The sequence below is a fragment of the Mesorhizobium sp. M0968 genome (assembly GCF_040319065.1).
GTDB lineage: Bacteria > Pseudomonadota > Alphaproteobacteria > Rhizobiales > Rhizobiaceae > Mesorhizobium.
On record NZ_JAMYNL010000003.1, the window covers coordinates 201,265 to 218,984 of the forward strand.

A 17,720-nucleotide genomic window follows, 5' to 3' on the forward strand; every position below is an offset into this window, starting at 1 on the left:
TCATATTATTCGATTAATATACCCGCCATACCGCAGTTTTTGTCAAGCTCCGACTGTAATGCAGTGCATAGTTCTGGCCGAACTCGGGCGGAGCTATCTACAGCGCGCGATGGCGAAGTTGCTTCCGGTACCCGGTATGGACGATGGCGGCCTAACCTGGAAAGATCGTGAAACCGCCATCGACGCGGATTACCTGCCCGTTGATGAAGCGCGCGCGCGGACCGGCGAGGAAGGCCACCGCTTCGGCGATCTCTTCAGGCTCCGCATACCGGTTCAGCGATTTCTTGCTCGAATCCATGCGCTGCGGATCGACCACGCGGCTCGCCTGGAACCGTGCCGTCTTGGTGGCGCCGGGGCTCACCGCATTGACGCGTACGCCATCGTCGATCAGTTCCTTGGCGAGGCAGCGCGTATAATGGACGACAGCCGCCTTGAGCGTCGAGTAGACCACCTCGGGCGAACATCCGATATGCGCTGCCGCCGAGGCGATGTTGATCACCGAGCCTGAGCCACGCTTGACCATCGGCGGAACGAATGCCTGGCAGACCAGCATCGTGCCGATGAGGTTGTTCTCGGTTAGAACCTTGATGTCTTCGTAGTCGATGTCCAGTGCGTTGTTGGGATTGGGCTTTATGCCCTTGGCGCCGATGTCGCCGCCGGCGCAGTTTACCAAGACGTGCACATCGCCGAGCTCCGCCTCGATCTTCTTCTTCATTTCCGCGACAGCTTGCTTGTCGCCGATGTTGCCGGTGACCGCGGTGATGCGCGTCCCGTGCTTCTCCAAGCCCCTGGCAGAGTCGCCGAGGTCCGCGAATTCGCCATATTGGGATGGCCGGGCCCAATCGAGGTCGTGGACCGCGACGTTTGCGCCAAGTTCGGCCAAGCGGTCGGCCATCACGCGGCCGAGGCCGCGTCCCGAGCCGGTGACGAAGGCGGTCAGGCCGCTGAGTTCTCGGGCAGTCATGCTGATTTCTCCATTGCAATGAAATCGAATTTCATCATGTTGGCGGCGCTGCGCCGGATCATGTCGAGCTCGTACGAAACGAGCGCACCGTCATCATCGCGCTCCCATGGCGTGCGGTAGTCGGCGTCGTCCGCAAGGCGGTTCAGGCGCGCAGCACTCAGGCAGGCCGCGAATTCGCGGGCGGTCTTCGGCGCATATCCGTTCCACCAGTCGTCGGTGAGACAGCGAACGTGACGGGCCTCCAGCGCGCCGGGCTCAAGCACCGCCGTCACCGTGTCGTGGTGCTCGCCAAGGATGGCTGCCAGTTCGGCGAAAGGCACGGCGCCGTCGCCGATCGCGCAGCGGACCAGGCGGTAGCCCTCATCCGTGAACTGGACGCGATAGTCCTTGAGGTGAACGTGGCGGACATGGGGCGCGATCCGGCGCGTGAAGGCAAGCGGCGCCTCGCCGACAGGAAAGGTGTTGCCGGTGTCGTAGGTGATGCCGACACCCGGCCCGCCAAGTTCGCAGAACGCAACCAGTTCGTCGCTGCCGAAGTCCTGATGGTTCTCGATGCCGAGCACGCGTCCCTCGGCCGCCGCACGCGGCCCCCATTCCGTCAAGGCAGCGCGAATCATTGCGTTGAACTCGCTCCATTTCGGACCCCACGCATTGCGGTCGCCGCACAGGACAGGCGTCAGTGCGATACGGATCGTCGTCGCCTCGAGCAGGCGCGCAGCCCGGAAGGCGGTGTCCAGCGGACCTGCCACCAGCAGTCCGCCGCTCACCACCGGGACGATGTCCAGCGCGGCAAGACGCCTGCGCAGCGCGACGATTTCGGCGTCAGTCAAGTCGGTCAACCAGGGTTCGTAGATCTCGAGCGTGCGTGCGCCCAGTTCCTGCCCCAGCGTGATGAAGCCTTCCAGCCCCGCGCCGTGCGGATTGTGCCGCGGCGTGCCGCGGCCCTGCAGTCCGAGATGATAGGTCAGTCCGTAGGGGTTGAGGCCGAGACGAAGCATCAGCTTGGCGGTTCCAATGGAGAGCGGAGAGGCGTCACTAGCGCAGACCAGCATCGACGGTAATGGACTGTTTGGTGATCATGCGGCTGTCGTCGGCTGCCAGGAAGAGCACCGTGCGTGCAATCTCCTCGCCCAGCAGGACGCGGCGGATCAATTGCCGCTGCACCGTCTGGTCGACTGCCTCCTGCGTCTTGAACCACAGCTCACGCTGCCGCTCGGTCATGACGGCGCCGGGTTCGATCGCATTGACGCGGATGTTATCCGGTCCGAACGACCGCGCCAACGCACGCGTCAGCGCCACCACGGCCCCCTTGGCGGTGGCATAGGCCACCATCTGGTCCGCTCCGAACCGCCAGGCAATGGAGGAGAAGTTTATGATCGAGCCGAAGCCGAGTTCCTTCATATGCGGATGCACTGCCTGCGCGGCGAAGAAGTGATGCCTCAGATTGACATCGAAGCTGCGGTCCCAATAGTCGGCCGTTATCGCGTCGACGGGATGGCGCTGATCATTGGCTGCGTTATTCACCAGGACGGCGACCGGACCAAGCCGCGCGCGCACGCCTGCTACCGACGCCTTTAGCGCATCGACGTCGGTCACATCGCAATGGAGATATAACGGAGCCTGCCCGGCGGCACCAGCGAGCTCGCGCACCAACGCCTCCGCTGGTTCGTCCTGCACATCGAGAAAGGCTATCCGGGCGCCGTTCGCCACGAAGGCGCGGACCATATCGGCGCCAATACCGGAGGCGCCGCCGGAGATCAGCACGACCCGATCGGTCAAGCTCGGATAAGTCGCGAATTGTACGGACATCAAACTACAGAAGCGCCTTGGTTGTTGGATCGAACAGACAGGCGCGCGACATGTCGATGCCGAGCGTTATCGTCTCGCCCATGACGGGAGCGTCATCCGGCTCGAAACGGCCGGTGATCTCCAGGTCACCCAGCCTGAGCACGGCAAGCGTCTCGGCCCCGGTAGGCTCGACCAATTCGACCGGCGCCTGCATGGACGCTACAGCAGGTTTGCGCGACTTCAGATCGGTCGTGAAACGGTAGATGTGTTCCGGCCGGATACCGAGCACGACGTCCTTTGGCGCGCCGGCGGGCATCGGCGCGGCAAGGGCGAGGCTGACGTCGCTGCCGTCAGCGGCGCGTACCGAGATGCTGGTCGAGCCCGTAAGCCGGGCGGGAATGAAATTCATCGCCGGCGATCCCATGAAACCGGCAACGAACATGTTGGTCGGCCGGTCGTAGATCCGTTTCGGCGTGTCGAACTGCTGTACCGAGCCCTGGTTCATCACCGCAATGCGGGATGCAAGCGTCATCGCCTCGACCTGATCGTGGGTGACATACACCGTGGTCTTGCCGACGCGATGGTGAAGCTTCTTGATTTCGGTACGCATGTCGACGCGCAGCTTGGCGTCGAGGTTGGACAAGGGCTCGTCGAACAGAAACAGCTTCGGGTCGCGCACGAGGGCACGCCCCATCGCAACGCGCTGCCGCTGGCCTCCCGAGAGCTGGCCGGGCTTGCGTTTAAGCAGCTGTTCGATCTGCAGGAGTGCGGTAACCCGCTGGACAGCTTCCGCCTGCGCCGCTTTTGGCACGCCGCGGCTCTCCATGCCGAAGGTGATGTTCTGGCGCACCGTCATGGTGGGATAGAGGGCGTATGACTGGAACACCATCGCAATATCGCGGTCCTTGGGTTGCACCGAATTCACCAGCCGGTCGCCGATCCATATCTCGCCCGACGTGACGGTTTCCAGTCCGGCGATCATGGCGAGCAAGGTTGATTTGCCGCAACCCGACGGGCCGACAAGGGCGACGAATTCTCCGGTCTTAGCCTCGAGATCGATGCCGGCAAGAATCTCGAGCGAGCCGTAGCTCTTGTGAAGGTTGCGGATCATCAACGCGGACATGGGCGACGCCTCATTTTATGGCGCCCTGGGTGAGGCCGCGCACGAAGTATTTTCCACCGAACAGATAGATCAGCAGCGGAGGCAACGCGCCGATCAGCACGGCTGCGCTCATCACATCGTAAGCACGCGCGGTCGTGCCGCCGGCCGTGAGCGCGACCAGTGCCGCTGTGATCGGCTGCTGCTGGCCCGATGTGAAGACGACACCGAACAGATACTCGTTCCAGATGCCGGTGAACTGCCAGATGACGGTGACGATCAGGATGGGCGGCGACAGGGGCAGGATGATCTTGCGGAAGATCCGCCAGAACCCGGCGCCGTCGATGCGTGCCGCCTTGATCAGGTCGTCCGGTATGCTGACGTAGAAATTGCGGCAGAACAGGGTGGTGAACGAGATGCCCTGGACGACGTGGATCAGCACCAGCCCATATGTGGAATTGGTCAGGCCGAGCTTGCCGAGCAGGAACGCCCACGGCATCAGCGAAATCTGGCCGGGCATGAATACGCCGAGCAGCATCAGATTGAAGATCAGTTCAGAGCCCCTGAAGCGCCATTTGGAGAGGATGTAGCCGTTCATGGCGCCGAGAATGGTCGAGATGATGGTGGCGGGGATCGTCATCGCCAGGGAGTTGAAGAAATTGCGCTTCATTCCCTCGCAGGTACCGCTGACGCAGTAGGATCCCCAGGCCTGCGCCCACGCATCGAACCGGAAGCTGCGCGGTACGGAGATGAGGCCGTTGCGGGCAATCTCCGACTGCTCGCGCAATGAGTTGAAGATCACTACCAGCAGCGGCACGAGATAGACGACCGCGAAAAGCGTCAGCACGGCATAGACAAGGAAGCGGCTCCAGAAATGCCGGCGCGTGGCAGCGGCTTCTTCCGGATCAAAACGGGCATTAGGAGCAATTTCAGCCATTGCGGCCCTCCGCTCGCCGGCGCCAGACGATCCACAAGGAATACGGCACCAGCACAACCGCGACCGCAGCGAGCATCATCATCGCGGCGGCGGCACCTTCGCCGATTTGGCCGCGCTGGAACATCAGGTCGTAGACATAGATGGCGGGGAAGGTGGTGGACACACCTGGGCCGCCTCGCGTCAACGCCGCCACTAGGTCGAAGGTCTTGATGGCGAATTGTATCTGAATGACCGCCACCGCCAGGAATATCGGAGCGATGGTTGGCAGGATGACCCTCCGATAGGTCCGGAATACCGACGCGCCGTCGATTTGCGCGGCTTTGACGAGATCCGGATCGACCGACCGCAGACCGGCCAGGAAAAGTGCCATTGCGAAGCCGGACGACTGCCAGATACCGGTTATGATCACCGCATAGATCGCAGTGTTGCGGTTGGCCGTCAGGGCGAAGCTGAAGTCGGTCCAGCCAAGCCCGCGAACGAAGGCCTGGATACCGTCGACAGGATTATAGAGCCAACTCCACACCGTACCGGTGACGATGAAGGACACCGCCAACGGATAGAGGAAGATGGTGCGCCAAACCGCCTCGCCGCGGACGCGCTGGTCGATCGCGATCGCGAGCAGCAGGCCAACGGCCATCGAGCCAACGATATAGAAGCCGCTGAACAGGAAGAGATTGGTATAGGCGATGTTCCAGCGCCGGTTTGCCCAGAGCGAAGCGTAATTGTCCAGGCCGACGAACCCATAGGTCGGCAACAGCGACGAATTGGACAGCGAGATGTAGAGCGTCCAGAGCGTGAAGACGAAAACATAGATGAAACTCGCCGCTATCGACGGCGCCAGCACCAGAATGGGCACCATCGTGCCCAGGCGCTCGCGCCACGGACGGGCCGCGGCAGCTGCGGCTGGTACAATCAGATCATGGGTGGACATCGGGCTGCTCCGGCGAGGTCTGGCCGGCAGCTTCGCCCCCGGCCATCATCGGCAGCGTCACTTCTGCGCTTCGGCCGCATCCGCCATCGCATTGGCCGCGTCCTTCGCACTCATATCCGGCGTTGCTACAAACTCCGTGATGCTATCCATTATTGCGCCGCGGACCTTTTGCGGAACCGTCATGTTGTGCGCCATCGAACGCACGAGCGTGCCGGCGGCGATCGAGGCTTGCAAATCCTTTTGCGAGAGTTGCTGGCAGGGATTGAAGCCGTTCGAAAGATCGACATCGAGGCGCGCCGGAATGGACCCTTTGGTCTGATTGAAAATGGTCTGGAATTCGGGCGACAGGATGATGCTGGCAAGCAGCTTCTGTCCCTCGATATAGTCCGGGTCCTTCTGCTTGAAGAACACGACCGAATCTGAATTCAGGATGAAGCCCGGCTTGCCCCAATCGGTCGGCGCCTGGGCGCAGACATAGTCGGTGCCCTCCTTGAAGCCGCCGGCCGTCAGCAGGCCGATCGTCCAGTCGCCCATGATGTGAAAGGCGGCCTCGCCGCGGCCGACCAGATGCGACATGATATCCCAGTCACGCCCGTTCATGCCGGGGTCCATGTACTTCGAGGTCATGGTGCGGAACTGCTCGAAGGCCTTGACCATGCCGTCGCTGCGCATGGCGTCGACGTCGCCCTCGACGAAGGCTTTCTTGTAGAGATCGAGGTCCTGACCGTACACGACCACTTCGAAGACGGTCGAGTCGGTCCAGTCGGCGGTCGAGTGCGAAATGCAGATCTTGCCGCTGGCCACGATCTTGTCGCAGGCGGCGTTGAATTCCGCCCATGTCTTCGGCATCTCGGTGACGCCCGCGTCCTTCATGACCTTCGGCGATGCCCACAGCCAGTTGATGCGGTGGATGTTCATCGGCGCGGCCACCCAATTCCCGGTCGGCTTCATCACCGGCAGCAATTCGGGAGCGACGACCTTCTCCCAATTTTCCGCTTTCGCCAGGTCGTCGAGATTGGCTGTCATGCCCGTCTCGTTCCATTCGGCGATCTCGGGGCCCTTTAGCTGCACAGCGGGAGGTGCGTTGCCGGCGATCACGTCAGCACGCAGTTTGGCCAGGGTATTGGCCGTATGGCCTGCGATGGAGGTCTGCTGCCAGATGCCACCCTTGGCGGTAAACATCTCGCCGAGCTTGGCGATAGCCTGGGCGTCCGATCCGGTGGCCCATTGATGCAAGAGGTTGGTCTTCGGCTCCGCGAGGGCTGTTCCGGTAATCAAGGTGAAGGCGGTAGCGGCCGCAAAGGCCGTCCTCAGGTATTTCATCGTTTCACTCCCCTATATGATGCACGGTTCGTATCGACCGCTTGTGGCCCGCGATTTGAGGTCGTGGCCGGCGAGATGCAGTAATCTCCGTTCTTTCCAAGATGACATATCTGGGCTATCAGTCAACGTGCTTTGTGCCCATCATGAACAAACCTTCGCTTAGAAATTGGCTAATCGACAGGCCGTCCGCGTCGCCGGAGAGCCTGATCGTCCGATGCCTGCGCGAGCGCGGCGTGCTTTCTGCGTCGCAAATTACCCGCATTACCGGTTTGGCGCGGTCGACGGTTTCAACCGCGCTCAATGGCTTGAGAAAGTCGGGGATGGTAATCGAATCCCCGGCCCATCATGACGCGGCGAGGGGTATTGGCAGGCCTGCCACGACATTGACGCTCAATCCCGCTGCGGGCACCTGCGTCGGCATCCATCTGGGCCTCGACGAGATGCGGTGTGTCGTCGCTGACGTCTCGCATTCTTTCGTTGCCGAACAAACCATCCCCATGGGTCTGGACTACCAGCCGCAACAAGCGGCCCAGCTCGCCAAGTCAGTAATTGCCCGATGCTATGAAGAGAACGGTCTGCCGATGGCGGGGCTCCTGGGGGTTGGGGTCTCCGTCTCGGGCCCAGTCAGCCGCGAAGGAGTGGTGCTGCGCGCGAGTATCGTTCCGACCTGGGCCGGGGTCAACATCCGCGATGTGTTCGGGCCGGTCCTCGAACAGCCGATCTTCGCCGACAATGAGAGCAACTGCTCGGCCATTGCGGAGCTGATGTGGGGTGCGGCCGTCGGCCAGGACGACTTCGTGCTGTTCAAGGTCGATCTGGGCGTCGGCGGGGCCATTGTCCAGCACGGTCGGCTGGTGAGCGGCATCGCCGGCGGCGCCGGCGAATTCGGGCACATCAGCATCGATCCCGGCGGCGACCTTTGCCGGTGCGGCAATCGAGGATGCCTGGAGCTCTATGCCAGCTTTGCCCGACCGCTCGAGCAGATTTCGCGCATCGTGCGGCGGCCGGTCACGATGGACGACGTGATCATGATGGCCGAGCAGGGCGACGTGAGGGCGCTGCGGATGATCGAGGACACCGCCGAGTTCGCCGGCCGTGGCCTTGGCCTGATCGGTTCGGTTCTCAATCCGCCGCTCATCATCATCGGCGGCCGCATGGCCTTGGCGGGCGACATTCTCCTGGCGCCACTGATCGCATCATATGAACGCCACACGCTCATCAAGTCCCGCGATGTGGCGCCTGCGCTGCGCACGCGGATAATCGTTGGCAAGCACACGGAGAACGACGCATTGCTCGGCGCGGTCGGCCTCGTGCTGCGTCACAACAGCCGACTTCAGTGACCCGGCTTGCTTCGGGTGGCGCTCTGATTTTGCGAGCTGCTCGCCGAAGCAGCGGAACTGATGTTTGCCTACGCGACACGCACCGTGCGCTGCCTCGGCTTGATCGCGGTGGCGAGCAGCAGGCCGGCGATGATGAAGGCGGCGCCGGCGAGATCGTAGTCGTGCAAGCTTTCGCCAAGGACCAGATAAGCGAGAACGGCGACGAAGGCGGTCTGGAGATAGAGCAGCATGCTGGCGCGCCCCGCACCAAGCGTCTCGACGCTACGGTTGTAGAGATAGTACATCAGAGCGCCGCCGGGGCCGGCAACATAGGCGAGAGCCAGAAGGCCGTTCGCATGCAGCGCCGAACGATCCCCGGAAAACAGTTCCCAGAGATAGAAGGGCAGTGCGGCCAGCGCGCCGGCTCCCAGCAGCAGGACCACCATCGGCAGAAGCTCGATAGCGAATTTGGCGCGACGCAGCAGCACGGTGTAGAGGCCCCAACAAAACGCGCTGCCGACGATCCACAACTCGCCGGGATTGAACTGCAGCTGCATCAGCGCGGCAAGGTCGCCGCGCGCCACGATCACCACCATCCCAGCCAGAGCGACCAGCGCTCCAAGCGCTTTCCAGACACCGAGGGGCTCGCCGAGCACGAAGCGGGCAAGCACCATGGTCATGATCGGCGACAGCGCCATGATGATGCCGGCGGTCGTCGCGTTGGTATAGTTGAGGCCCGTGTAGATCATGCCCTGACACAAGGTTAGTCCGATAGTGCCGATGACCAGCACCTCGATCACCCGGGATTGGATCAGCACGAGCATCGCCCCGTGATGACGATGGACGATAGGCAGCAGGATCGCGCACGCGAGCGTCAGCCGCCAGAAGCAGAGCGCCCAAGGCGGCATCTCGGGGGCAACCCACTTGGCGGCGATATAGACGCCGGCCGACAGGAGCCAGCAGAGCGTCGCGAGGGAATAGGCGAGCGGAAGTGATGCGCCGGGTGTCGCCTTCGCTACACTTGGATGTGCTATCGGCAGCGATTGGATATCCGTCTCCTCCCACCGCAGACTTTAGCAGATTGGCAGCGTCTTGCTAAGCAGCAACAACAGCTGTTTCACCAGCTGGCGCAATCGGTGGGTCATTGTGGGTCCCGCCGTTCACGGTCTCCTTCCATTCGAACGCATGTTGGCCCATGAGCAACTCGATACCGAAAAGCGCAAGCCGTATCGATTTCGCGCGACACGAATGTGAGATTCATATCGCGCGACAGATATTCGCGCGGTTGCCACAATCTTCTCGCGCCATATTTCTACCGAGAGCAGATCTGTCGCGAATTCCTGGTTCCTAGGATCACGAGCGCCGCTGTTTCGAAGCAATTGGAAGAATAAGCCACTGACTTCCGTTTACACAAAGAGCGCGACACAGATCCATGCGGAGGACGTCCGATGCATGCCGGCTTCCGAGGAAGCGTACTCGTAGCGGTGTTGGGCACCGTCATGGCAAGCTGCGCTGGCATTCCGGCGCAAAAAACCGGGGCAATAACCGGCTATGGCCCCAACCCCACTTTACCGAAACCAAGACCGACGCTGATCCCGACTGTTAACATCGCCGAGGCGAAAGGCTGGCAGAAAGAAGGTATGCCGACCCCGGCGAAGGGGCTGACGGTGAACGCCTTCGCCATCGGCCTCGACCATCCGCGCTGGCTACATGTGCTTCCGAACGGCGACGTGCTGGTTGCTGAAACCAATGCCCCTGCCAAGCATGATGAAGGCTTCAGTCTTAGAAAGGTCTTCATGGACCTGGCTATGAAGCGGGCTGGCGCCGCGACCAAAAGCGCCAACCGCATCACGCTCCTGCGCGACACCGATGGCGACGGCATTGCGGATGTGCGCACGACGTTCGCGGAAGGCCTCAATTCGCCCTTCGGCATGACGCTGTCCAAAGGCAAACTCTTTGTCGCGAATACCGACGCGCTCGTCGCTTTCCCCTACTCCAATGGCCAGACCCGAGTCAGCACGTCGCCGGAAAAGATCATCGACTTGCCGGCCGGGGACCTCAACCATCATTGGACCAAGGACGTGATCGCAACTCCGGATGGACGCAAGCTCTATGTCACCGTTGGGTCCAACAGCAACGTTGGAGAAAACGGCATAGCCGCGGAGAAGAACCGCGCCGCTGTCCTTGAAGTGGATCGGTCTACCCGCCGCACTCGGGTCTTCTCCTCGGGCCTGCGCAACCCGAACGGGCTCTCCTGGAATCCTGAGACTGGCCAGCTTTGGGTCGCTGTGAACGAGCGTGACGAGATCGGCGACGACCTTGTGCCGGATTATATGACCTCGGTTCGTGACGGCGCTTTCTACGGTTGGCCCTACAGCTACTACGGACAGAACGTCGACGAACGCGTCAAGCCGCAGCGCCCCGATCTCGTGGCGGCAGCGATCAAGCCCGATTACGCCCTGGGCTCTCATACGGCCTCGCTCGGACTGACCTTCTCCAAAGGCGCGCAACTCGGTCCGGCCTACGGCAACGGCGCCTTCGTCGGCCAGCACGGCTCGTGGAACAGGAGTGTGCGCAGCGGTTACAAGGTCATCTTCGTGCCGTTCCATGGTGGCAAACCGAGCGGTCCTCCGGAAGATGTGCTCACTGGCTTCATCGGGCGTAATGACGAGGCGATGGGCAGGCCGGTCGGCGTCGCTATCGATCAGACTGGCGCACTGCTCGTCGCCGACGACGTCGGTAATGTCATCTGGCGGGTCCGCCGGGCGAATGGCCGTTGAGCGCAGGTGGCCTTTCTGATTCCGATCTCACCAGCCTTCGGCTACATTCCCGGAGGCGGATATCCTAAACACTTAGCTAGCAGCACGCCCGAAGATAGTCGTGTCAAACATGCTTGCGCCCGCCTGCCTCGCGGAACCAGCTGTCAGGATAGGGATACCACCAGCCCTGAATCTCCGGTCTGTGGTCGATGATGACCATCTTCGAGCGGCGGAATGCATCCAGACCCTGGCGGCCGAGCTCGCGGCCGAGGCCCGAAGCCTTCCAGCCCCCGAACGGCAACGCGTCATTGTCTATCAGCGGATTGTTGACCCAGACCATGCCGGCCTCGAGCCGCTCCGCGGCCTCATGCGCTTCGGCTAGATCGGTGGTGAAGACCGAGGCGCCGAGACCGAAGGGGCTGTCGTTGGCAAGCTCTATCGCCTGGTTGAAATCCTTGACCCGGCAGATTGCGGCGACCGGCCCGAAACACTCTTCGCGCACGATTGCCATATCGGCGGTGATGCCGGTCAGGATGGTCGGCTCGTAGAACCAGCCTACATTATGTGCCGGCGGAATGCGTCCGCCGGTGACCGCTTTGGCACCGCTGCGGATCGCATCGTCGACCAGCCGGATGACCTTCGCACGCGCGGCCTCGCTGACCAGCGGTCCGATCTCGGTTTTGTCGAGGCCGTTGCCGATACGCAGCGCGCGCGTTTTCTCGGCAAACAGATCGACGAAGCGGTCGTGAACGGCATCAACCACGAAGAACCGTTCGGCCGAAGTGCAGACCTGGCCAGTGAGATGGAAGGCAGCCGTGACGCTGCCGGCAGCCGCCACGTCCAGTGGGGCGTGTTGGCTGATGATCAGGGGATCGCTGCCGCCGGCCTCGATAACGCAAGGCTTCATGCGCTCTGCACATGCGATGGCGACAGCCTTGCCGGCGGCGACCGAACCGGTGAAAGCAGCCGCATGCGTGCGGTCCGAGGCGATCAGCGCCTGCGCCGTTGCTGCTCCGCCTGGCATGCAGGAAACCAGGCCCTCCGGCAGGGAGCGGAACACGGTCATGTAATCCAGCGTCGACAATGTTGTCGCTTCGGCGGGCTTGATCACGCAGGCATTGCCGGCGGCAAGCGAGGCGGCGACGGTCCAGCACATCAACAGGATCGGAAAATTGTAAGGCATGATGTGCACCGACGTGCCGTAGGGCTCGTAGCGGGCATACTGGAACGAACCGGCCTGCGTCGTGCCGGCGATCTTGCCGGCGTCGTCACGCGCCATTTCGGCGTAATAGCGGAAGATCGGCGCGCAATTGGCGATCTCGCCGATCGCCTCCGGATAGGGTTTGCCCATCTCGCGCACCATCAGCTCGGCGCAGTGCGTGAAGTCGGCCGCCTCGATGGCGTTGGCGACGGCGTGCAGATGCCGGGCACGGCTCTTGGCGTCGAGCTTTTTCCAGGCCGTTTGCGCCTTGGTCGCTGCGGTGAGCACGGCGTCGATCTCGCCGTCGCTGGCTGCGGTGATCGCGCCGACGGTTTCGAGCGTCGCCGGATCGATCACCGGTTTTGCCGCACCGGTCATTGGCCGATAATCCGGATTGACGAAGAAGGTCGGCCGGTCAGGTGAAAAGTCCATTCTGTCCTCCCGTGTGCACGGAACCATTTTGAGAATTCACCCTGCCGAGACAGGCGGCGTGGTTTTCGAGAAACGAAGCGGAGCGGACATTAAAGTCCGTGAGCATCGGAAGCGGAGAAAACGGCGTCAGGTGTCCGGTAGGGTAGAATTGTCGAGAAGGTTCAGCGGATCATGTAGACTTTCTTGATGGTCTCGTGGACGGTGCAGACGCCTTTCCAGTCCTGGGGAAAGAACGCTGCGGTGTCCGGTTCGATCTCGATCACCTCGCCGGATTCGTGGACATAGGTGCAGCGTCCCTCGAGGAAATGGCAGAACTCGTCGCGGGTGACGTGGCAGTGCCATTTGCCCGGCGTGCAGACCCACAGTCCGCATTCGGAGCGGCCCTCCGGCCCCTTGTGCAGCAGCTTGCCGGAAGTGCGGGATTCGCCGTCGATCAGGGTGGGGATGACGCCCCAGTCGACCAGGTCGGTGAGGGCGAGCGGCGATTTCATGATCGGTGTCGGCATGTCGGGAGCTCCAGTGGCCGGCTTTAGGCCAGCATGTAAACGTTGCGGATGGTCTCGTGGACGGTGCATTCGCCGGTCCAACCGGCCGGGAACATGACAACCGTGGCGGCGGATACCTCGATCACCTCGCCGTCGACCGATCTGTAGGTCGCACGGCCGGCAACGAAATGGCACAATTCGTCGCGCGGAATCGCCAGCCGCCAGCGACCGGGCGTGCAGACCCAGATGCCGGATTCCGGCTGGTTGTTCCGCCCTTTGTGCACCAGCCTGCCGGTGGAGTGCGAAGCGCCTTCCAGCGCGTCGGGCTGGGTGCCCCAGTCGACGAGGTCGGTGCGGGTCGAGGCTTGGTGGAGGTGTGGGGCAGAGATCACAGCAATTTCTCCAGCAAAGCAGCCGCTTTCTCCGGGCCGTTCTGCGACTGCATCTGGGCCGACGTCTTGGCCAGCTTGGCCCTGATTGCCGGGTCGGTCAGGCAGGTTTCGATCCTGGCGATGAGCTCGGCGTCGCTCCAGTCGTAGCGCGGCATGCCGAAGCCGTGGCCGGTCTCCTCGACCCGCGTCGCATTGTCGTGGCCGTCCCAGACGTAGGGCATGATGATCGCCGGCTTGCCGAAATACAGGCACTCGGTGAACGAATTGTTGCCGCCATGATGGATCACCGCATCGACCTGCGGGATGACCGATGGCTGCGGGAACCAGCTCTCGACGATGACGTTTTCGGGCACTTGCGCGTACTGCTCCTTGTAGCCGCCGACATTGACCAGCGCCCGGTAGCCCGTCTTGCCCAACATTGCGACGATGCGCTTCAGCAGATCGACATCGCCGGCGCCAAGGCTGCCGAAGGAAACATAGAGCAGCGGCCCGTCATTATTCTTCGCAAAAACCGGCACGGTGTAGGGCTTCTCCTGCCGCACGCAGCCTTCCAGATATTGGAATTTTGCCGGGTCAAGCGGATAGCGGCGCTTGAACTTCGCCGCCTCGGGATAGAGCAGCAGATTGAGGTACGGCGAGGCCTCGAAAAACTGGCCGATCGGATACGGCGCTTCGTTGTTCGCTTTCAAAAACGCATTGAAGTCGTCATGGATCGGCTTGATGACGGCGTTGAAACGGTCGCGGTAACGCCGATGGCAGGCGTGGTCGTTCTCGCCGCAGCCGGACAGATGTGGCGGGATGTCCTCGTCCTCGATCTCGTTTTCCGAGCAGGAGATGACGCGCACCCAGGGCTTGCCATACTGCTTGATCGCCGGGAACAGGATGACGTTGTCGACGCAGATGACGTCAGGCTTGATCGTCGCAAGCACGCCAGGCAGATCCTTCTCAGCCCATTTGGCGCTATCGACGATCGCCGTCCAGCAATCCTTCACGTAATTGTCGACCTGGTCGTAGGGCGATTTGCGGAAGTTCGGGATGTGGCCATTGATGAAGTCTTCCCAGAACTTGGCCATCTGTTCCGGCGGCATCGGCTCGGACAGGTTCACCGGATGAGCCTCGAAGCCGTAGCCCTTGTAGACGTCGACGAAACCGGGGTCCGACAGGAACACCGCTCTGTGGCCGCGCGCCTCGATCGCCTGGGCTATGCCGACGGAATTGAGCGCGGGGCCATAGGCGGCCTCCGGAAAGAACGCGATCGTCTTCTGCGCCATGAGAGGTTCTCCTTCGATCAATCCGCGAAAATTCTGACGTCAGCCGCATCCCAGCCGAGCTCGACTGTATCGCCCGACGAGACCGGGCGGCGGTCGGCGGCGTCGGCGGTGACGCGCACCAGGAACGGCTTTGGCGACAGGGCGGTGCGGACGTGCAGCTGCAGATCGAGTCCCTGATAGGCCAGCGCCTCGACCGCGCCGAAGATACGGTTGGCCGTTTCTGCCGACGGGAACAGCCGGATGCGTTCGGGCCGCACTGAAGCTACCGCCGCAGCGCCGGGCGAAATTGTTGCGGGAACATCGCCGGCGATCCGCACGCCGTTGCTTGCCAGCACGCCGTCGCCGGCGGCTTTGCCCGGCACGAAATTCATGACGCCGATGAAGTCGGCGACGAAACGGTCCCCCGGATGCTCGTAGACCGCATGGGGTGTATCGCATTGCAGCAGCTTGCCGTCCCTGAGCACTGCCATACGGTCGGCCATGACGAGCGATTCCTCCTGATCATGGGTGACGATGACGAAGGTGATGCCGACCTCGTGCTGCAGCCGCTTCAGCTCCAGTTGCATGGCCCCGCGCAATTTCTTGTCGAGCGCGCCAAGCGGTTCGTCGAGCAGAAGCAGCCGTGGTCGCTTGACCAGCGCTCGGGCAAGCGCGACGCGCTGTTTCTGGCCGCCGGACAATTGCTCCGGCTTGCGGTCGGCGAAGGCAACGAGTTCGGTCGTCGCCAAAATGGCGTCGACACGGGAGCGGATTTCCTTTGCAGGCAAGCGTTCCATTTCGAGGCCGTAGGAAACATTGGCCCTGACGCTCATATGCGGAAACAGCGCATAGGACTGGAACATCAGATTGACCGGCCGCTTATTGGGCGGGGTCCTGGCGATGTCGCGGCCGTCGAGCAGGATGCGCCCGTCATTGGGCGTCTCAAAGCCGGCCAACATGCGCAGCAGCGTTGTCTTGCCGCAGCCCGAAGGTCCAAGCAAGGCGAAGAACTCGTTCTCGCGGATATCCAGCGAAATGCCGTCGACCGCCGTCACCCGGCCGAACTTCTTCGACACGTTGTCGATCGCCAGCAGCGTGCGGGGCTCGTTCATTGGCCGATCACCCCACGGTTGAACCGCTGCGACAGGGTCAGCGCGGTGATTGAGACCGCCATGACGATAGTCGCCAAGGCATTGATCTCCGGCGTGATGCCGAAGCGAATCATCGAATAGATCTGCATCGGCAGCGTGGTCGAGGCGCGGCCGGCGCCGGCGGTGAAGAAGGCGATGATGAATTCGTCGACCGAAAGGGTGAAGGCGAGCAGCGCGCCGGCGACAACGGCAGGCAGGATCACCGGCAACGTCACCCGCCGAAATGTCGTGAGGGCGGAAGCACCGAGATCGGCAGAGGCCTCGACGATCGACCAGTCGAAGCTTTTCAGCCGCGCGCGCACCACGGAGCAGACGAAGGCGAGATTGAAGACGACATGGGCGAGGATGATGGTGTGCAGGCCCAAGGTGAGATCAAGCATCGAGAAGAAGCTGAGCAGCGCGATCGCCAGCACGATGTCGGGAATGATCATCGGCGCAAAGATCAGCGCCTCGAGACCTTTGCCGTATTGCCGGCGTATTTCGACGCCGATCGCCAGCAGCGTGCCGAGCAGCGTGGCGATGGCGGTCGAGACAAGCGCAACGATCAATGTGTTGAGCGCGGCAGAAAGGATTGCGGCGTTTCCGATTAGCGAGACATACCATTTCAGCGAAAAGCCCGACCAGACGGTCGGCAGCCCGCCTTGGTTGAACGACAGCGCCACCAGCACGGCGATCGGGATGTAGAGGAAGGCCAGGACCAGTGAAAGCACGAGCCAGAGCGCGCGCCTCGTGGCGAGGGAGCGCTCAGCCATCGGCGCCTCCTCTCGCTTCGGCGGCACGGCCCGAGGCGCGATCAGCAGCCAGGGCCTGCGCCGTCAGCACCAGCAGCATGATGGCGATCAGCACCATTGCCAGTGCCGCACCGAAGGGCCAGTCATTGGCGGTCAGGAACTGCTCGTAGACGACATTGCCGATCATCTGGAAGCGCCCACCGCCGAGCAGAGCAGGGGTCACGAAATTGCCGATCGACAGCACGAAGACGAAAACAGCACCGGCGGCGATACCCGGCACGGTCAGTGGCAGGATGACCCGGCGAAATGTGGTCACGGCCGACGCGCCGAGATCGCGCGAGGCCTCTGCGAGCTCCGGATTGAGCCGCGACAGCGGCGCGTAGCAGGCCAGGATGACGAAGGGCAGATAGTTGTAGACCAGACCGGCGATGACGGCGCCTTCGGTATAAAGCATCGACGGCGGCTCGCCGGTGTAGCCGAACCAGCGCAGCAGTTGTGTGATCAGCCCTTCGCGGTTGAGCAGCACGATCCAGGCATAGGTACGGATCAGGTAGTTGGACCAGAAGGGCAAGACGGCAAAGAACAGAAACACCGGCTGCAGTTGCCGGGGTGCTGCCGCGATCGCATAGGCGGCGGCATAACCGATCACCACCGCGACCAGGGTTGCCGTGCCGGCAATGCGCGCCGAATTGAGGAAGATGCCGGCATAGAGCGGGTCGAACACCTGCCCGAAATTCTCCAGCGTGAAAGTGTAATCGATGCCGCCATAGATACCGCGCCGGAAGAAGGCGAGCGCCAGCACCAGCGCGCATGGCATGACCATCAAGGCGGTGAGCCAGGCCAGCGCCGGCGTCATCAGCAAGGATGAGCGAAGTCTTGTTTGGGACAAGATTGCGGTACCGCATTCAATGGTCGGCGGCGAAAACCCCGCCGTCGACCGGGATCTCTGATTTTGATG

At 62.3% G+C, this 17,720-nt stretch carries 18 protein-coding genes; 3 read left to right on the forward strand and 15 right to left on the reverse strand.

What is annotated here, in order from left to right; translation table 11 throughout:
* Window positions 1-151: 151 nt before the first annotated feature.
* The 7 genes from NKH67_RS06435 to NKH67_RS06465 are packed head-to-tail and all read right to left on the reverse strand — an operon-like array spanning window position 152 to window position 7,042.
* On the reverse strand, window positions 152-964 hold the full coding sequence (locus NKH67_RS06435) for an SDR family NAD(P)-dependent oxidoreductase (protein WP_352469614.1): 813 nt from the start codon (window positions 962-964) through the stop codon (window positions 152-154).
* Window positions 961-1,962, reverse strand: coding sequence for a sugar phosphate isomerase/epimerase family protein (locus NKH67_RS06440; protein ID WP_352469616.1), 1,002 nt, complete (start codon window positions 1,960-1,962; stop codon window positions 961-963). The genes NKH67_RS06435 and NKH67_RS06440 overlap by 4 nt, the downstream gene beginning before the upstream one ends.
* A 37-nt stretch (window positions 1,963-1,999) precedes the next feature.
* A complete protein-coding gene (locus tag NKH67_RS06445) occupies window positions 2,000-2,773 on the reverse strand; it encodes an SDR family NAD(P)-dependent oxidoreductase (protein WP_352469617.1) in 774 nt (257 codons plus the stop codon).
* Between the two features lie 4 nt (window positions 2,774-2,777).
* The gene (locus tag NKH67_RS06450) at window positions 2,778-3,875 is read right to left on the reverse strand and encodes an ABC transporter ATP-binding protein (RefSeq protein WP_352448125.1); all 1,098 of its coding nucleotides are present in this window, start codon (window positions 3,873-3,875) and stop codon (window positions 2,778-2,780) included.
* A gap of 10 nt (window positions 3,876-3,885) precedes the next feature.
* A complete protein-coding gene (locus tag NKH67_RS06455; protein WP_292660005.1) occupies window positions 3,886-4,788 on the reverse strand; it encodes a carbohydrate ABC transporter permease in 903 nt (300 codons plus the stop codon).
* Entirely contained in the window at window positions 4,781-5,719 is a 939-nt protein-coding gene (locus NKH67_RS06460; protein ID WP_352466746.1) for a carbohydrate ABC transporter permease, read from the reverse strand. The genes NKH67_RS06455 and NKH67_RS06460 overlap by 8 nt, the downstream gene beginning before the upstream one ends.
* Window positions 5,720-5,776: 57 nt before the next feature.
* The gene (locus NKH67_RS06465; RefSeq protein WP_352469618.1) at window positions 5,777-7,042 is read right to left on the reverse strand and encodes an ABC transporter substrate-binding protein; all 1,266 of its coding nucleotides are present in this window, start codon (window positions 7,040-7,042) and stop codon (window positions 5,777-5,779) included.
* A 101-nt stretch (window positions 7,043-7,143) separates the two neighbouring features.
* Here NKH67_RS06465 and NKH67_RS06470 point away from each other — a divergent pair, with 101 nt between their 5' ends.
* Entirely contained in the window at window positions 7,144-8,382 is a 1,239-nt protein-coding gene (locus NKH67_RS06470) for an ROK family transcriptional regulator (RefSeq protein WP_352469619.1), read from the forward strand.
* A 68-nt stretch (window positions 8,383-8,450) separates the two neighbouring features.
* On the opposite strand, the gene NKH67_RS06475 is transcribed toward NKH67_RS06470, so the two are convergent.
* Window positions 8,451-9,410 (reverse strand): DMT family transporter, encoded by a 960-nt coding sequence (locus NKH67_RS06475; protein ID WP_352469816.1) that lies wholly within the window; start codon window positions 9,408-9,410, stop codon window positions 8,451-8,453.
* 399 nt (window positions 9,411-9,809) lie between these two features.
* Between NKH67_RS06475 and NKH67_RS06480 the strand changes: the two genes are divergently transcribed.
* The gene (locus tag NKH67_RS06480) at window positions 9,810-11,141 is read left to right on the forward strand and encodes a PQQ-dependent sugar dehydrogenase (protein ID WP_352469620.1); all 1,332 of its coding nucleotides are present in this window, start codon (window positions 9,810-9,812) and stop codon (window positions 11,139-11,141) included.
* 103 nt (window positions 11,142-11,244) lie between these two features.
* On the opposite strand, the gene NKH67_RS06485 is transcribed toward NKH67_RS06480, so the two are convergent.
* From NKH67_RS06485 to NKH67_RS06515, 7 genes are all read right to left on the reverse strand, one after another.
* On the reverse strand, window positions 11,245-12,753 hold the full coding sequence (locus NKH67_RS06485; RefSeq protein WP_352469621.1) for an aldehyde dehydrogenase family protein: 1,509 nt from the start codon (window positions 12,751-12,753) through the stop codon (window positions 11,245-11,247).
* 161 nt (window positions 12,754-12,914) lie between these two features.
* Window positions 12,915-13,259 carry a cupin domain-containing protein gene (locus NKH67_RS06490; RefSeq protein ID WP_352469622.1) on the reverse strand — a complete coding sequence of 115 codons (345 nt, stop codon included), beginning with the start codon at window positions 13,257-13,259 and terminating at the stop codon, window positions 12,915-12,917.
* Window positions 13,260-13,282: 23 nt separating this feature from the next.
* Window positions 13,283-13,630 (reverse strand): cupin domain-containing protein, encoded by a 348-nt coding sequence (locus NKH67_RS06495; RefSeq protein WP_352469623.1) that lies wholly within the window; start codon window positions 13,628-13,630, stop codon window positions 13,283-13,285.
* A complete protein-coding gene (locus NKH67_RS06500) occupies window positions 13,627-14,901 on the reverse strand; it encodes a glycosyltransferase (RefSeq protein ID WP_352469624.1) in 1,275 nt (424 codons plus the stop codon). Before NKH67_RS06500 ends, NKH67_RS06495 begins: the two co-directional genes overlap by 4 nt.
* 17 nt (window positions 14,902-14,918) lie before the next feature.
* Entirely contained in the window at window positions 14,919-15,992 is a 1,074-nt protein-coding gene (locus tag NKH67_RS06505) for an ABC transporter ATP-binding protein (RefSeq protein WP_352452933.1), read from the reverse strand.
* A complete protein-coding gene (locus NKH67_RS06510; protein WP_352452932.1) occupies window positions 15,989-16,783 on the reverse strand; it encodes an ABC transporter permease in 795 nt (264 codons plus the stop codon). The genes NKH67_RS06505 and NKH67_RS06510 overlap by 4 nt, the downstream gene beginning before the upstream one ends.
* Window positions 16,776-17,618 (reverse strand): ABC transporter permease, encoded by an 843-nt coding sequence (locus NKH67_RS06515; RefSeq protein WP_352469817.1) that lies wholly within the window; start codon window positions 17,616-17,618, stop codon window positions 16,776-16,778. Before NKH67_RS06515 ends, NKH67_RS06510 begins: the two co-directional genes overlap by 8 nt.
* On the opposite strand from NKH67_RS06515, the gene NKH67_RS06520 reads away from it, so the two are divergent.
* Window positions 17,578-17,712 (forward strand): hypothetical protein, encoded by a 135-nt coding sequence (locus NKH67_RS06520; RefSeq protein ID WP_352469834.1) that lies wholly within the window; start codon window positions 17,578-17,580, stop codon window positions 17,710-17,712. The genes NKH67_RS06515 and NKH67_RS06520 overlap by 41 nt on opposite strands.
* Window positions 17,713-17,720: the final 8 nt, after the last annotated feature.